At 67.8% G+C, this 14754-nt stretch carries 13 protein-coding genes; 11 read left to right on the top strand and 2 right to left on the bottom strand.

Annotation, left to right across the window (positions count from 1 at the left end; genetic code table 11):
* The first annotated feature begins 61 nt into the window (after positions 1-61).
* The 5 genes from BN423_RS08225 (at position 62) to BN423_RS08205 (ending at position 5873) form a co-directional block, all read left to right on the top strand.
* Positions 62-1915 carry an ABC transporter ATP-binding protein gene (locus BN423_RS08225; protein WP_019239778.1) on the top strand — a complete coding sequence of 618 codons (1854 nt, stop codon included), beginning with the start codon at positions 62-64 and terminating at the stop codon, positions 1913-1915.
* Positions 1915-3924, top strand: coding sequence for an ABC transporter ATP-binding protein (locus tag BN423_RS08220; RefSeq protein ID WP_019239777.1), 2010 nt, complete (start codon positions 1915-1917; stop codon positions 3922-3924). The genes BN423_RS08225 and BN423_RS08220 overlap by 1 nt, the downstream gene beginning before the upstream one ends.
* Positions 3925-4141: 217 nt before the next feature.
* Complete coding sequence (locus BN423_RS08215) at positions 4142-4855, top strand: Bax inhibitor-1 family protein (RefSeq protein WP_019239776.1); 714 nt, start codon at positions 4142-4144, stop codon at positions 4853-4855.
* Positions 4856-5086: 231 nt separating this feature from the next.
* Complete coding sequence (locus BN423_RS08210; protein WP_019239775.1) at positions 5087-5548, top strand: helix-turn-helix transcriptional regulator; 462 nt, start codon at positions 5087-5089, stop codon at positions 5546-5548.
* 4 nt (positions 5549-5552) lie between these two features.
* Positions 5553-5873 carry a hypothetical protein gene (locus BN423_RS08205; protein WP_019239774.1) on the top strand — a complete coding sequence of 107 codons (321 nt, stop codon included), beginning with the start codon at positions 5553-5555 and terminating at the stop codon, positions 5871-5873.
* 27 nt (positions 5874-5900) lie between these two features.
* Here the strand turns inward: BN423_RS08205 and BN423_RS08200 are convergent, their stop codons facing one another.
* Together BN423_RS08200 and BN423_RS08195 are read right to left on the bottom strand one after the other, a co-directional pair.
* Complete coding sequence (locus BN423_RS08200) at positions 5901-7232, bottom strand: hypothetical protein (protein WP_232385543.1); 1332 nt, start codon at positions 7230-7232, stop codon at positions 5901-5903.
* Between the two features lie 37 nt (positions 7233-7269).
* On the bottom strand, positions 7270-8490 hold the full coding sequence (locus BN423_RS08195) for an amidohydrolase (RefSeq protein ID WP_019239772.1): 1221 nt from the start codon (positions 8488-8490) through the stop codon (positions 7270-7272).
* A 257-nt stretch (positions 8491-8747) separates the two neighbouring features.
* On the opposite strand from BN423_RS08195, the gene BN423_RS08190 reads away from it, so the two are divergent.
* The 6 genes from BN423_RS08190 to BN423_RS10830 form a co-directional block, all read left to right on the top strand.
* Positions 8748-9599 (top strand): hypothetical protein, encoded by an 852-nt coding sequence (locus BN423_RS08190; RefSeq protein ID WP_019239771.1) that lies wholly within the window; start codon positions 8748-8750, stop codon positions 9597-9599.
* Between the two features lie 103 nt (positions 9600-9702).
* A complete protein-coding gene (locus BN423_RS08185) occupies positions 9703-11346 on the top strand; it encodes an amidohydrolase (protein ID WP_019239770.1) in 1644 nt (547 codons plus the stop codon).
* A 186-nt stretch (positions 11347-11532) separates the two neighbouring features.
* Positions 11533-11820 (top strand): co-chaperone GroES, encoded by a 288-nt coding sequence (groES, locus tag BN423_RS08180; protein ID WP_019239769.1) that lies wholly within the window; start codon positions 11533-11535, stop codon positions 11818-11820.
* 72 nt (positions 11821-11892) lie between these two features.
* Positions 11893-13530 carry a chaperonin GroEL gene (gene groL, locus BN423_RS08175; protein WP_019239768.1) on the top strand — a complete coding sequence of 546 codons (1638 nt, stop codon included), beginning with the start codon at positions 11893-11895 and terminating at the stop codon, positions 13528-13530.
* A 331-nt stretch (positions 13531-13861) separates the two neighbouring features.
* Positions 13862-14365, top strand: a complete 504-nt coding sequence (locus tag BN423_RS08170; protein ID WP_019239767.1) for a hypothetical protein — start codon at positions 13862-13864, stop codon at positions 14363-14365.
* Positions 14366-14497: 132 nt separating this feature from the next.
* On the top strand, positions 14498-14754 hold a 257-nt coding region (locus tag BN423_RS10830), incomplete at its 3' end, for a Clp protease N-terminal domain-containing protein (protein ID WP_043359895.1).

The following is a 14754-nucleotide window of genomic DNA, read 5'->3' as shown; positions in this document are numbered from 1 at the left end:
TGCGAGGCCGCCTACGCCGCGGCGCCTGCCGCCGGCACCGCCCCCGAGGGGGTGCCCGCCCATGCATGAGTTTCGCCGCATCGTATCCTACCTCGGCCCGTACCGCCGCGATGCCATCATGGGCATCCTGCTCGTCGTCGTGGAGAGCGCCTTCGAGATGGTCATCCCCATCCTCATGGCTGACATCATCGACGTGGGCGTGGCCGGCCGCGACCTCGACTTCATCTTCCGCCAGGGCGTCTACATGGCTATCTGCGCTTTGCTCTCGCTCATCACGGGCCTCGCGTACGCCCGCTTCGCGGCGCGCGCGACCTACGGGCTCGGTGCGCGCCTGCGCGCGGCGGAGTACGAGCGCGTGCAGGACTATAGCTTCGCGAACCTCGACCATTTCGAGACGTCCTCGCTCGTCACGCGCATGACCACCGACGTCACGGTGATCCAGAACGCCCTCAACGCGGGCTTCCGCCCCATGGTGCGCGGGCCGGTGATGCTCATCATCGGCTTCATCCTCGCGTTCTACCTCAACGCCGAGCTCGCGCTCGTGTTCGTGGTCGTGGCGCCTGTCATGGCGATCTCGATGGCGCTCATCGTGCGCCGCGTGGGGCCGCTCTACGGCGTGCTGCAGGCGACGGTCGACAAGCTCAACGACGTGGTGCAGGAGATGCTCACCGCCGTGCGCGCCGTGAAGGCCTACGTGCGCGGCGACTACGAATGCGAGCAGTTCCGCCGCGTGAACCAGGGGCTTGCCGCCACGAGCGAGCACACGTTCCGCTTCGCGGTGCTCAACATGCCCGTGCTCTACACGTCCATGTATACGGCCACGACGCTCATCATGTGGTTCGGCGGCCAGATGATCTTGGGCGGCGCGCTCGAGGTGGGCGAGCTCACGGGCTTCCTCTCCTACGTGTTGCAGATCCTGAACTCGCTCATCATGATCTCGAACGTGTTTCTGCTGCTCACGCGGTCGCTCGCGAGCATTCACCGCATCTGCGAGGTGCTCGACGAACCCATCGATCTCGCCTCGCCCGAGCACGCGCTCGAGGAGGTGCCGGACGGCTCCATCGAGTTCCGCGACGTGTCGTTCAAGTACCGCGCGGACGCCCGCGAGTGCGCGCTCGAGCACGTGAACCTCTCCATCGCGGCTGGCTCCACGGTGGGCATCCTGGGCGGCACCGGCAGCGGCAAGACCACGCTCGTGCAGCTCATCCCGCGCCTCTACGACGTCACGGAGGGCGCCGTGCTCGTGGGCGGGCACGACGTGCGTGCCTACGACCTTGCGGCGCTGCGCGATGCCGTGGCGATCGTGTTGCAGAAGAACGTGCTGTTCAGCGGCACGGTGCGCGAGAACCTCATGTGGGGCGACGGCAAGGCGGCCGAGGAGGAGCTGCTCGAGGCGTGCCGGCAGGCGCGGGTGGACGAGTTCCTCGACCGCTTGCCCGGCGGTATCGATTACGACCTCGGCCAGGGCGGCGTGAACGTCTCGGGCGGGCAGAAGCAGCGCCTGTGCATCGCCCGCGCCCTGCTCAAGCGGCCGAAGGTCATCATCTTCGACGACTCCACGAGCGCCGTCGACACGGCCACGGACGCGAGCATCCGCCAGAACCTCAGCCGCCTCACGGGCGTCACGAAGATCATCATCGCGCAGCGCGTGGGCTCCGTGCAGGACGCGGACCAGATCGTCGTGCTCGACGACGGGCGCGTGCACGCCGTGGGCACCCACGGGGAGCTGCTCGCGACCGATAGCATCTACCAGGAGATCTACGCGTCCCAGACGCGCGGCGGCGATACGTCGGCGCCCGGTGATAATTTGGTGTCAGACACCTTTTTATCATCTGCTGCGCCCGATGATAAAAAGGTGTCTGACACCAAATTATCACCCGGCGCATCGTTTGATAGGGAAGGGGGTGCGCGCTGATGGCTGCACCCGGCAACAAGCCCAAGAACCTGCGCGCTACGGTACGCGAGCTGCTCTCGTACCTCGGCCGGCACAAGCTCATGTTCGGCGCGGTGGCGGTGCTCGTCGCCACATCCGCCGCGGCGAACCTTCTGGGCACGTACATGATCCGGCCGGTGGTCGACGCGCTCGCCGCGGGCGCGTACGGCGACTTCGTGCGCGGCGTCGTGCTCACCGCCTGCATCTACGGCGTGGGCGTGCTCGCGGCGTTCGGCTACACTCAGCTCATGGTGCATGCGGCGCAGCGCGTGCTCGTCGAAATCCGGCGCGACCTTTTCGCGCACATCCAGACGCTGCCGCTGCGCTTCTTCGATAGCCATAACCGCGGCGACGTCATGAGCTACTTTACGAACGACGTCGACACCGTGGCCGAGGCCATGAACAACAGCTTCGCGATGGTCATCCAGACGTTCATCCAGATCGTGGGCACGCTCGTCATGATCTTCGTGCTCAACTGGCAGCTCTCGCTCATCGTGGTGCTGGGCTATATCTGCATGTTCACCTACATCGGGTACTCCACGAAGAAGAGCCGCGCGTTCTACCAGCGGCAGCAGGGGGTGCTCGGCGAGCTCGACGGGTACATCGAGGAGATGCTCGGCGGGCAGAAGGTCGTGAAGGTGTTCAACCACGAGCACGCCAACCTTTTCGCCTTCCGCGAGAAGAACGAGCGCCTGCGCGTGGCGGGCACGAGCGCGCAGTCGTATGCGGCCTCGATGGTGCCCGCGGTCGTGTCCATCAGCTACATGAACTACGCGATCGTGGCGGTGCTCGGCGGCTGGATGGCCATCAACGGCTGGACGGACGTGGGCGTGCTCGCGAGCTACCTCGTGTTCGTGCGGCAGACGGCCATGCCCATCAACCAGTTCACCCAGCAGTCGAACTTCCTGCTCTCGGCGCTTGCCGGCGCGGAGCGCGTGTTCGCCGTGATGCATGAGGCGCCCGAGGTGGACGACGGCCGCGTGGAGCTCGTGCGGACGGGCGACGATGCATGGGCGTGGCGGATCCCGGACGGTTACGGCGTGGGCGCGTGGGGCGCGCTCGTGCCGGTGGCGGCGGGTGAGGGCGCGGTTGCTGCAGGCGCGGCCGGCGGTGCGGCAGGCGGCGGCGCGGGCGCTTCCGACGGCGCTGTGGGGGAGGACGCGCTCGGCGCACCTGCAGCGGCGGAGATGGGCGCGCGCGTGCAGCAGACGGCGCTCGGTGCGGACGGCACCGTGCTCGCGACGGGGCTCGTCCCCCTGCGCGGCGACGTGCGCTTCCACGACGTGTCCTTCGGCTACGACGAGGGTCATGAGGTGCTCCACTGCATCAACCTCTTCGCGAAGCCCGGACAGAAGATCGCCTTCGTGGGCTCCACGGGCGCCGGCAAGACCACCATCACGAACCTTATCAACCGCTTCTACGACGTGCAGGAGGGCGAGATCACCTACGACGGCATCAACGTGAAGAACATCTCGAAGGCCGCGCTGCGCGGGAGCTTGGGCATCGTGCTGCAGGACACGCACCTCTTCACCGGCACGATCGCCGACAACATCCGTTTCGGCAAGCTCGACGCCACGGACGAGGAGGTGCGCGCGGCGGCGAGGATCGCGAACGCCGACAGCTTCATCCGCCGCCTGCCGGACGGCTACGACACGATGGTGACCTCGGACGGCGCGAACCTCTCGCAGGGGCAGCGGCAGCTTCTGGCCATCGCCCGCGCCGCGGTGGCCGACCCGCCCGTGCTCATCCTGGACGAGGCGACTTCGAGCATCGACACGCGCACCGAGATGCTCATCGGCCGCGGCATGGACCAGCTCATGCGCGGGCGCACGACCTTCGTGATCGCGCACCGGCTCTCCACCGTGCGCGACGCCGACGCGATCATCGTGCTCGAGCACGGGCGCGTGGTGGAGCGCGGCAGCCACGACGAGCTCCTCGCCCTGCGCGGCCGCTACTACCAGCTCTACACCGGCATGCTCGAGTTGAGCTAACGCCTGAGGGGGAGGGGGTTGGTTGGGGACGTGTTCCTTTCAACCCCTTTTTTACTCACGGTGATGGGTTGATTGGAAAAAAGGGGTTGAAAGGAACACGTCCCCAACCAACCCCCAACCAACCCATCTAACCTGTCGTCCCGGGCGCATGGCATGCGCGATATGGGGTACACTGTCCAGAATCGGGCGCGACGTGCCCGCACCGATCGGAGGAAGTATGAACGAAGTCGAACGGTACCAGTCTCAGCAGTACCAGCAATATGGCGGCCCCATCTACCAGCAGGGCCCCGCCCCGCGGCTCATCTCGCGCCGCCTGTACAACATCGTGCTCACCGGATTCGTGGTGCTCTCGTTCGTCATCATGGCGGCGTGCTCCTACATCACCGGCACCTACGAGTTCCTGATGTTCTTCATGCGCAACGCCATGCTGTTCCAGATCGGCAGCCTCGTGGCGAGCATCGGCGGCATCGTCGCGATGAGCATCGGCCGCGCCAAGGATAACCTCACGCTCGGCCTCGTGGGCTACGCGATCTTCACCCTGACGTTCGGGTTCACCACCTCGCTCGTGCTCGCCGCCTACGACATGCAGACCATCTCGGTCGCGTTCTCCGCGACCGCCGGCATCATGATCGTGTTCGGCGCCGCGGGCATCATGTTCCCCCGGTTCTTCGAACGCATCCAGGGCGTGCTCTTCACGGGCCTCCTCGCCATCATCGTGATCGAGCTCGTGCTCGCGATCTTCGGCGTGCGGCAGACCGCGACGGACATCGTGGTGATCCTGCTCTTCTGCGGCTTCATCGGCTACGACGTGCACCGCGCCTCCACGGCGGCGCCCACGCTCAACAACGCGCTCTGGTACGCCATCGAGCTCTACCTGGACATCATCAACGTGTTCATCCGCCTGCTGGCGCTCTTCGGCCGCCGCGACTGATGTACAACCACCCCAGGGGTTTTGTTACAGCTGCTGCACATGCGGGCGGGTGGCCTCGGCTGCCCGCCCGTTTCATGTAAAAACACCCTAGGGGTATTTTTACATGGGCTGCACGGTCAAATTGACAAGATGTCAAGCGCATTTGCTTGCGCGGAACCGTCTGAGCTGGGAATGTAGAGGAACACGGTGGGGCCGCGCCGCAACGGGCGCCCGTCCGGTTAAGGAGGCCGCATGATCAAGGACAAGCTGCTCGCGCTGCGCAAGCGGAGCGGGATGAGCCAGCAGGAGGTGGCCTCGGCCATCGACGTCACGCGCCAGACGGTGAGCAACTGGGAGCAGGGCCAGGGCGCGCCGGCGCTCGACAAGGCCGCCGCTCTCGCCAAGCTCTACGGCGTGACGCTTGACGACCTCGCGAACGACGAGGTGAGCGTCGTGAGCTCCGGGCGCGGCGCCCATCGCGACCTCCATGTGCTCGAGCGCCTCGTGGGCAAGCGCGTGACCATCGGCTTCATGGACGATGACGACCGCGGTGCCGTGACGGGTGCCGAGCTGCTCGGCGTGACCGAGAGCTGGCTGCGCGTGTCCTATGTGCAGAAGACCTCCCGCCTGGGCAGCCCCAAGGTCGCGAGCCAGCCGGTGGTGACGCTCATCGATGCGGCCGACGTGGCGAGCGTCGTCGTGGAGCGGGGGTGATCGCATGGAGGTCATGGCTTGGGCGCTGTTCCCGATGATGGTCTACCTCATCGCGGCGATGCCGTCGAAGAAGTACCTCCGCCGGCTCGTTGGCGGCGAGGAGCGCCACACGTCGAGCTTGATCGCGCTGCTGAAAGGCCGCCTGGGGCAGCCCTGCACCCTCGTGTTCGACGAGTTCGTCGCGGGCATCGGGGCCGTGCGCCTGAGCGGCACGCTCGTGGACGTCGACGACGTGTGGGCGTGCATGGAGTGCGCGGACGAAAAGACCGGGGACGTGCAGCTCAAGGTCGTCCGGCTCAGCCTTGTGCGCAGCCTGGAGGAATAGCGATGTAAAAATACCCCTGGGGTAAATTTACATGCGGGCGAGGGTCAGCGGCTCGGTGGCGCTCAGCGTGGCGGTGCGGTATTGGAAGCCGTTCTCGAGCGTCTCGGCGCGCATCATGCCGATCTCGTAGGGCGGCTCGTCCTCGTGCTCCGCTGCAGCGGGATTGGGCTCGATGGAGTAGAGCGAAGGGTAGAGGGCCTGCGTCTCGACGCCACGCTGCGCGAGCTCGCTTGCCACCGCGCCGTTGTCGTAGGCGATCGCGATGTTGAACCAGCCGTGCTCCTGCACGTCCGAGGGAGCCGAGGAGAAGACAGCCGCGGCAGGCTCGAGCTGGTAGACCTCGAAGGCCTCGGGTTGAAGCGGGCGACCCTCGCGCTCGACCAGGCTGCCCGAGTCCCGCAGTTCGTCAAAGGTATAGGCATTGGCATCCACGCGCAGCGAGAGGTCGTCGGCGCGCAGGCGCACGCCCGGCTCGTCGGAGGTGGCGTACACCCCGTGGCCGAGGGGAATCCAGTCGACGATGAGCCAGTCGCCCGCCCCGTCCGCGGCGCCGAACGGGTTGAGCTCCCCGAGCTTTCCGCACCCTTCGGCACCGCCTTCGAGGTATCCCGCCTGGTAGACCTGCACCCTGGTCTCCGGGTCGCCGTCGGTGAGCGGAAGCAGCGAGCGGCACAGCTCGTCGAGGGGCTCGACCCACTCGGGCTGCTCCGGGACGTCCATGGGGAACCCGCCCTCATAGCTGGCGTGGGGGCCGCTGAGCTCCACCCAGACCACGGGCGACCCCAGGTTGACGCGCGGCGCCTCCTCCGCGAAGAAGTCCTCGTCCCCGGTATAGCGTGTATAGAAGAACGAGCCCGTCTGCTCGGCGGCGTCCTCGTCCCGCTGCCACGTCCACGGGGAGATGCGCCCGCTGAGAAACCCCGCTTGGTTGGGCGAAGAGCCGTTGATGAGCAGGCGGTCGACGGTGTACCCGGACGCTTCGAGCTGCCGCGTGCCGTCCTCGAGCGCGTCGCGGAAGCGCTGCTCGTACGCCGCCACGATCTCGTCCTGCTGCCGGTTGTCGCCGATGACGCCCGCTTCGAAATCCACGAGCACCGTGGAGCCGTCCTCCATGGTGCAGAAGGCCCTGCCGCTCGACTGGTCGGAGAAGAGCTGGAACGAGCGGTCCTCCCAGATGTCGAGCACCTTCGTGCGCTCGCCGTACTTGCGCTCGTAGTAGCGCTCCGCCTGTCGCGTCACGGCCGATGCGTCGAACTCGCCGAGGTTCGAGCAACCCGCGAGGAAGAGTGCTCCGCCGGCAAGCAGCAAGCAGCCGACGAGCAGCGCGAGCATACGGATGCAACGACGGGAGGCACGCATGGCCACATCACCCCAACATGTAAAAATACCCCTGGGGTTATTTTACATGTTCGGCAAGGAAGTCGACGGCGTACTGGGCGCAGAGCATGGCGCCCTTCGCGAGGACGCTCTCGTCCACCTTGTAGAAGCACGAATGCTGGGCGAACGTGGCCCCGAGGGCGGGGTTGCGCGTGCCCACGAAGGCGAGCACGCCGGGCACGAGCTCGAGGTAGCGCGAGAAGTCCTCGCCGGAGAGCGTGCCGCGGTAGCGCCCCACGGCCTCCTCGCCGAGCACCTCGACGATCGCCTGCCGGCACCGCGCGGAGGCGCGCTCGTCGTTCACCACCGCGCCGTGCGCCACGGTGTAGTCGGTGAGCTCGGCCTCGGCGCCCAGGGCGGCGGCGGTGTGCACGGCGATGCGCTCGATGAGCTTGGGCATGGCCTCGTGCGCGGCCTTGCTGTACGTGCGCACCGTGCCAGTGAGGTAGGCCGTGCCCGCGATGACGTTGCGCGCCGTGCCGCCGTGCAGCTCGCCCACCGTCACCACGGCGGGCTCGTAGGGGCTGAGGTCGCGGCTCACGATGGTCTGCAGGTTGTTCACGATCTCGGCCGCCGCGATGATGGCGTCCGCTCCGCGCTGCGGCATGGCGCCGTGGCAGGACGTGCCGCGGATGTCCAGGCGGAACCAATCCGTGTTCGCCATGCGCGGCCCGGGCTCGCACGAGATGGTGCCGGTCTCGACCTCGCTCCAGATGTGCGCCGCGTACGCGCCGTCGACCCCCTCGCACGCGCCGGCGTCGATCATGAGCGCGGACCCGCCGCCGTTCTCCTCGGAGGGCTGGAACACGGCGCGCACCTCGCCGTGCAGCTCGTCGCGCATCTGGGAGAGGATGCGCAGCGCCCCCAGCTGCATGGCGATGTGGCAGTCGTGGCCGCAGGCGTGCATGACGCCCTCGTTCTCGCTGGCGAACGGCTCGCCCGTGCGCTCGGTGACGGCGAGCGCGTCGATGTCCGCGCGGATGAGCAGGCGTCGGCGCGGCGTGCCGTCCGGGTGGTAGGCGTCCGGCGCGGTGCCGGCGAGCGTGGCGATGAGCCCCGTGGCGAGCGGGCGCTCGTAGGGGATGCCCATGGCGTCGAGCTCGCGGGCGATGGCCTCGGTCGTGGCGAACTCCTGGAGGCTCAGCTCGGGGTGGCGGTGGAAATAGCGGCGCTGCTCGATGATGTAGGGCTCGGCCGCCGTGCCGAGCGCTTGGATGGTGCGGGTCGCCTTGCTTGCCATGACCGTCTCCTCGTGCGTGCCTCGCCTGCTACATGCTGACTGGGCTGCGACCTTCCCGGTGCCGCGCGGGGCGGGGAAGGGCGCCCGCACTAATGTAGCACGCGCGGGGACGGGGCGGGCGGCGGTGCGGCGGGGATGGCGTAGAATGGGGCGGGGAACGTACGCGCGGCGGCAGATGCGCTCGGCGGGCGCGATGCCGGATACGGTGCCCGCCCCGGCGCCGCCCGCGCCGCGCGATGGGATGGGGAAGGACACACATGGGGAAGTACCAGCTGCGCGGGGTCGACGCGCGCACCCGCTACGCGGACATGACGGCCGACGCCTGCTCGCGGGCGTACGCCGCGGACATCCTTCGCGCCCGCCTGCTCTCGATCGCGGGCGTGGTCGCCATCGGCGTGCTCTCGTTCGTGGCGGCATCGTTCTCCAACTGGTTCTTCTATGCGATCGGCATCTTCGCCATCGGGCTCGTCGTCGTGCTGTTCCGCAAGTGGACGACGATCAAGTACACCGAGCTCATGGGCATCCTCACGCACGATTGCGACCCCGAGAAGCTGCGCCTCGTCCTGGAGCGCTCCCTGCGCGGCGCGAAGCGCGCCCGCTCGAAGGCGGTGCTCGAGGACGACATCGCGACCTGTGAGTACTATTGCGGCGAACGCGAGGCCGCCCTCGCGCGCCTCGCGGGCGTCGAGCAGCGGGACAAGCACGACAAGCTGGGCATCCGCAAGACGAGCCTCGAGCTGCTCTGCCGCTACGCGCTCGGCGACGCGGCGGGCGCGAAGCAGGCGCTCGCCGAGCTGAAGGCGCTGCGCAGCCAGCTGCCGAGCTCCTCTGCCTGGGCGGTTCCGCTCGAGACCATGTACGAGAGCGACAAGGAGCTGTTGCGCCCGCACGACCAGTGGACGCGGAAGGACGCCGAGCGCATGTACAAGCGCCTCACGTATGCGGACAACCACCTGAACCGCGTGTCGGCGCAGCTGCGCCTTGCCGAATATGAGCTGCTGCACCGGGGCGCCGCCGAGGCGCGCCGCCTGCTCGAGGACCCGGCGCTCGAGCCGCTGTGCCCGCGCGACCAGGCCGAGCGCGCGCAGCTGCTCGCCCGCTTGGGGTGAGCCGGGCGCATACGACGCATCAGGGCGCGGCGCATGGCAGACGGGTTCGCATATGCCGTCGCGCGAAGCAATCCGGTTTGGGACGACGAGGAAGGCGGATGGTATGAAGTTCATCGTACGTTCGAAGCGGGTGTTCACGGCGGAGCGCTCCTGCACCGCCCCGCGCGAGCTCGCGTTCGCGGTGGATGAGGCCGGGCGCATCGCGCACGTGGGCGCTCCGGATGACGTCATCGCCGCATGCCCGGCGGCCACCCCGGTCGTGGATTTCGGCGACCGCTTCATCTGCCCCGGTTTCCACGACGCCCACCTGCACTTCTTCCACACGGCGGTTTACAACTCGCCCTTCGTGCTCATGCACATGGGTGAGAGCGAGGCCGAGCTCGTGGCGCGCACGCGCGAGTTCGCTGCGACGCTGCCCGAGGGCGCGTGGGTGGTCACGCAGGGCTGGCGCGACTACCGTTGGGACCCGCCGGTGCCGCCCACGAAGCGCTCGCTCGACGAGGCGTTCCCGGACCGCCCCTGCGCCATGTGCTCGGGCGACGGCCACACGCTCTGGCTGAACAGCCGCGCGCTCGAGGAGCTCGGCATCACGCGCGACTCCGAGCCCCCGGCGGGCGGCATCTACGACCGCGACGCGTCGGGCGAGCTCACGGGCGTCATCCGCGAGGCGGCGGCCATGGAGCTCCAACCGCGCCTGCTCGAGTGGCTCAGCCAGGCCGATTTCGAGCGCGCCTACACCGAGCAGATGGCGCGCATGGCCGAGCAGGGCATCACCTCGATCTGCGACATGTCGCTCATGCCGCTGCCCGGCTGCGACTTCATCCGCGAGGACATCTACGAGGCGCTCGACGCGCGCGGCGCGCTCACCCTGCGCGCGCACCTGTTCCCGACGCTGCTCGACGACATGTCCCGCCTCGAGCGGCTGCAGGAGCGCTACGGCGCGCCCGACGCGAGCCCGCTCATCAAGGCGCCGGGCTTCAAGCAGTTCTTCGACGGCGTGTCGAGCCAGCACACCGCCTACCTTACCGAGCCGTACGCGAACCCGCGCTACCCCGGCGACCGGGGACACCTCACGGTGAGTGCGGAGCGCATGCGCGCGCTCGTGCTGGCAGCGGCCGAGCGGGGGCACGCGGTGCGCATCCACACCATCGGTGACGGCGCCATCCACGCGGCGCTCGACATCTTCGAGGAGGCGCGGGCGCGCTTCGGCCTACCCACGCAGGGGAGGAACACCCTGGAGCATCTCGAGAACCTGCTGCCCGGCGACATCGCCCGCCTGCACGATCTGGGCATCGTCGCCTCGTCGCAGCCGTGCCACATCACGCTCGACCCGGGCGGCCCCGAGCGCGACCTGGGCGAGGAGCGGGCGCGCATCATGTGGCCGTTCGCGACGTATGCGCGCGCGGGCGTTCAGCAGGCCTTCGGCACCGATTCGCCCATCACGCCCGTGACCAGCATGAACGTGCTCTATACGGCGGTGACGCGCCAGGATCCGGTGACGCACGAGCCCGCGGGCGGCTGGTTGCCGAGCGAGCGCATCCCCATGGCGCAGGCGCTGGGGAACTACACGCTCGGGAGCGCGTGCGCCGCCGGCCGCGAGCGCGAGCTGGGGAGCCTCGAGCCCGGCAAGTTCGCCGACTTCGTAGCGCTCGACCGCGACCTCACCGCCTGCGCACCGGACGAGATCCAGGCCACGCGCGTGCTCGCCACCTACGTAGGCGGTCGCTGCGTCTACGAGGCCATGTAAAAATACCCCTGGGGTAATTTTACATGGCGGCGCGGGGGCACTCATAAAATCTAAGTGTCGAATCATAAGATTTTTTGCTATGGAGTTGTATAAGTTCTCGCGGCTGGGTACTATTCACAGCGTACGTAACGGAATGGTGCTGCGGGCCCGCGTGCGCTCGCGCAACCGACGAAGGAGGAACCCTGTATGAGTCTGAAGCCGCTTGGTGATCGCGTCCTGATCAAGCCGGAGCCTGCGGAGCAGAAGACCGCGACCGGCCTGTACATCGCGAGCAACGCGCAGGAGAAGCCGCAGCGCGGCGAGGTCGTCGCCGTCGGCGCCGGCAAGCTCAACGACAAGGGCGAGCGCATGCCCATCGACGTCAAGCCCGGCGACACCGTGATCTACGGCAAGTTCGGCGGCAACGAGGTCAAGATCGACGGCGAGGACTACCTCCTCATGCGCGCCGACGACATCTACGCCGTCGTCGAGTAAGCGTCGCCGCTCAGGCCGAACCATCCGCTTGCATAGGCTCTATGCAGCATCGTCAGTTGGAGGAAGAACACAATGGCTAAGGATATTACCTTCGATACCACGGCTCGCGCCAAGCTCGCCAAGGGCGTCAACAAGCTCGCCGACGCCGTGACCGTCACCATGGGCCCCAAGGGCCGCTACGTCGCCCTGCAGCGCTCCTTCGGCGCGCCGACCATCACCAACGACGGCGTCTCCGTCGCCAAGGAGGTCGAGCTCGAGGATCCCATCGAGAACATGGGCGCCCAGCTCGTGAAGGAGGTCGCCACCAAGACCAACGACACCGTGGGTGACGGCACCACCACCGCGACCCTGCTCGCCCAGGCCATCGTGAACGACGGCCTGCGCAACGTGGCCGCCGGCGCCAACCCGCTCGCCATCCGCCGCGGCATCGAGAAGGCCGTGAACGCCGCCGTGGCCGCGATGAAGGAGCAGGCGCAGCCCGTCGAGACCAAGGAGCAGATCGCGTCCGTCGGCACCATCTCCGCCGGCGACCCGAAGGTCGGCGAGAAGATCGCCGACGCCATGGACGTCGTGGGCAAGGACGGCGTCATCACCGTCGAGGACTCCCAGACCTTCGACATCACCATCGACACCGTCGAGGGCATGCAGTTCGACAAGGGCTACGTCTCCGCGTACTTCGTCACCGACAACGACCGCATGGAGGCCACGCTCCGCGACCCCTACATCCTCATGACCGACCAGAAGGTTTCGAACGTGCAGGACATCATGCCCGTGCTCGAGGCCGTGCAGCGCTCCGGCAAGGGCCTGCTCATCATCGCCGAGGACATCGACGGCGAGGCGCTGCCCACGCTCGTGCTCAACAAGATCCGCGGCGCGCTCCAGGTCGTCGCGGTGAAGGCACCGGGCTACGGCGACCGCCGCAAGCGCATGCTCGAGGACATCGCCGCCCTCACCGGCGGCCAGGCTGCCCTCGATGAGCTGGGCATCAAGGTCGCGGACATCATGCCCGACATGCTCGGTACCGCGAAGTCCGTCACCGTCACCAAGGACAACACCACCATCGTCGACGGCGGTGGCTCCAAGGAGGCCATCGAGGCCCGCGTGGCGCAGATCAAGGCCGAGCTCGAGCACACCGACTCCGACTTCGACCGCGAGAAGCTCCAGGAGCGCCTGGCCAAGCTCTCCGGCGGCGTGGCCGTCATCAAGGTGGGCGCTGCGACCGAGACCGAGCTCAAGGAGATCAAGCACCGCGTCGAGGACGCCCTGCAGGCGACCCGCGCGGCCGTCGAGGAGGGCATCGTCGCCGGCGGCGGCGTGGCCTTCATGGACGCCATCCCCGCGCTCGACGGCATCGCCTACGATGACCCCGAGGAGAAGATCGGCATCGAGATCGTGAAGAAGGCGCTCACCGCGCCCGTGGCCACCATCGCGAAGAATGCCGGCTTCGAGGGCGCCGTCGTGGTGGACAAGGTCGCGACCCTGCCCGCGGGCGAGGGCTTGAACTCCGCCAACGGCGAGTGGGGCGACATGATCAAGATGGGCGTGCTCGACCCGGTCAAGGTCACCCGCACCACGCTGCAGAACGCCGCGTCCGTGGCCTCGCTCATCCTCATCACCGAGGCGACCGTGACCGACGTGCCGAAGAACACCGCGCTCGAAGACGCCATCGCGGCGGCCACGGCCAACGCGCAGGGCGGCGGCATGTACTAATCGCGCGAGCGTTTGACTCCGATCGGGAAGCCCTCGGCGCCTCTCCTTCGCTCGTCCTCGCTACGGGGCATCGCCTCGCGGCCGGGACGCCCAGGGGAACGCGCCGGGGGCTTCCCCGTATCTTGGAGGCTCGTGCTCGCGGCGCTGGTGGGGGCGGGTGCCCGCGCCGCCGCGCGCATCTCCATAAACTTTTCGCTTACGAGGGGGCGGCCTCTTCCGCTAGAGTGGCAGAGCGCCGCAAACGGTCGGTTTTGACCGGCGAACGGTCGTTTCGCAGAGAACCGCAGGCGGCGCCCGATACGACCCGATTCAGAGAGGATTGATGTCCCCGATGCCCCAGAACAAGCGAGAGAGCCTCATTTTCACCGTCATCATGTGCTTCTGCATGGTGATGGGCATGTCCGTCTACAACGTCGCCCGCGTGCACGGCTGGCAGCTCGATCTGGGCGTCGTCGCCGAGGCGTGGCTGGGCTTCCCGCCCGCCTACCTCGTGGCCATGGCGCTCGACGTGCTGGTGGCGAGCCGCTTCGCCAAGTGGTTCGCCTTCCGCTTCTTGGTCACGCCTGGCAAGAGCGCCCCGTTCGCCATCATGCTCGCCGTGAGCACCATGATGGTCTTCCCCATGGTGCTCTTCATGTCGCTCTACGGCGCGGTCGAGGCCGTGACCCACACGGGCGACATCGCCATGATCCCCGCGATCTGGCTGGGGAACATCCCGTTCAACTTCATCGCAGCACTTCCGTGGAACCTGCTCATCGCCGGCCCCCTCTCGCGCTTCGCGTTCCGCAGTGCGTTCCCCGAGGGCACGGTGCTCGCCGAGCCCGTCGCCCGCTAGGGGAGGGTGCCCCAGCGCTTCTCCATGCGTTGTGTTACGATGTGACGCCTTTGGGTAAACAAGGAGGATGCGCAGCGTGTCGGCTGCGTCATCCGTGTGACATATCGTCAGAGCACAGCAGAGGTTTTACGCATGTTAGAGAGATTCACCGACCGCGCGCGCCGCGTCATGTCGATCGCGAAGCAGGAGGCGGTCGCGCTGGGAACCACGAACGTGGGCACCGAGCACCTGTTGCTCGCGCTCGCGAAGGAAGAGGAGGGCGTCGCCGCGGAGGCGCTCCGCTCGCTCGAGCTCTCCTATGACGACATCATGACGCAGCTCAAGGAGTCGGCGACCACGAAGCCGGGCGGCACCGGGACGGTGTCCGCCGCGGCTCCGGAGGGCGCTGC

Origin of the sequence: Enorma timonensis (genome assembly GCF_000321165.1) — a bacterium.
GTDB lineage: Bacteria > Actinomycetota > Coriobacteriia > Coriobacteriales > Coriobacteriaceae > Enorma.
The sequence above is the reverse complement of the archived record's forward strand: the minus strand, read 5'-3'. Positions and strand labels throughout refer to the sequence as shown.

Bases quoted from the DNA above. Each gene is read 5' to 3' on its own strand.
- BN423_RS08225 (WP_019239778.1), top strand. From the start codon at position 62: ATGCATGAGTTTCGCCGCATCGTATCCTACCTCGGCCCGTACCGCCGC.
- BN423_RS08220 (WP_019239777.1), top strand. From the start codon at position 1,915: ATGGCTGCACCCGGCAACAAGCCCAAGAACCTGCGCGCTACGGTACGC.
- BN423_RS08215 (WP_019239776.1), top strand. From the start codon at position 4,142: ATGAACGAAGTCGAACGGTACCAGTCTCAGCAGTACCAGCAATATGGC.
- BN423_RS08210 (WP_019239775.1), top strand. From the start codon at position 5,087: ATGATCAAGGACAAGCTGCTCGCGCTGCGCAAGCGGAGCGGGATGAGC.
- BN423_RS08205 (WP_019239774.1), top strand. From the start codon at position 5,553: ATGGAGGTCATGGCTTGGGCGCTGTTCCCGATGATGGTCTACCTCATC.
- BN423_RS08200 (WP_232385543.1), bottom strand. From the start codon at position 7,232: ATGCGTGCCTCCCGTCGTTGCATCCGTATGCTCGCGCTGCTCGTCGGC.
- BN423_RS08195 (WP_019239772.1), bottom strand. From the start codon at position 8,490: ATGGCAAGCAAGGCGACCCGCACCATCCAAGCGCTCGGCACGGCGGCC.
- BN423_RS08190 (WP_019239771.1), top strand. From the start codon at position 8,748: ATGGGGAAGTACCAGCTGCGCGGGGTCGACGCGCGCACCCGCTACGCG.
- BN423_RS08185 (WP_019239770.1), top strand. From the start codon at position 9,703: ATGAAGTTCATCGTACGTTCGAAGCGGGTGTTCACGGCGGAGCGCTCC.
- groES (WP_019239769.1), top strand. From the start codon at position 11,533: ATGAGTCTGAAGCCGCTTGGTGATCGCGTCCTGATCAAGCCGGAGCCT.
- groL (WP_019239768.1), top strand. From the start codon at position 11,893: ATGGCTAAGGATATTACCTTCGATACCACGGCTCGCGCCAAGCTCGCC.
- BN423_RS08170 (WP_019239767.1), top strand. From the start codon at position 13,862: ATGCCCCAGAACAAGCGAGAGAGCCTCATTTTCACCGTCATCATGTGC.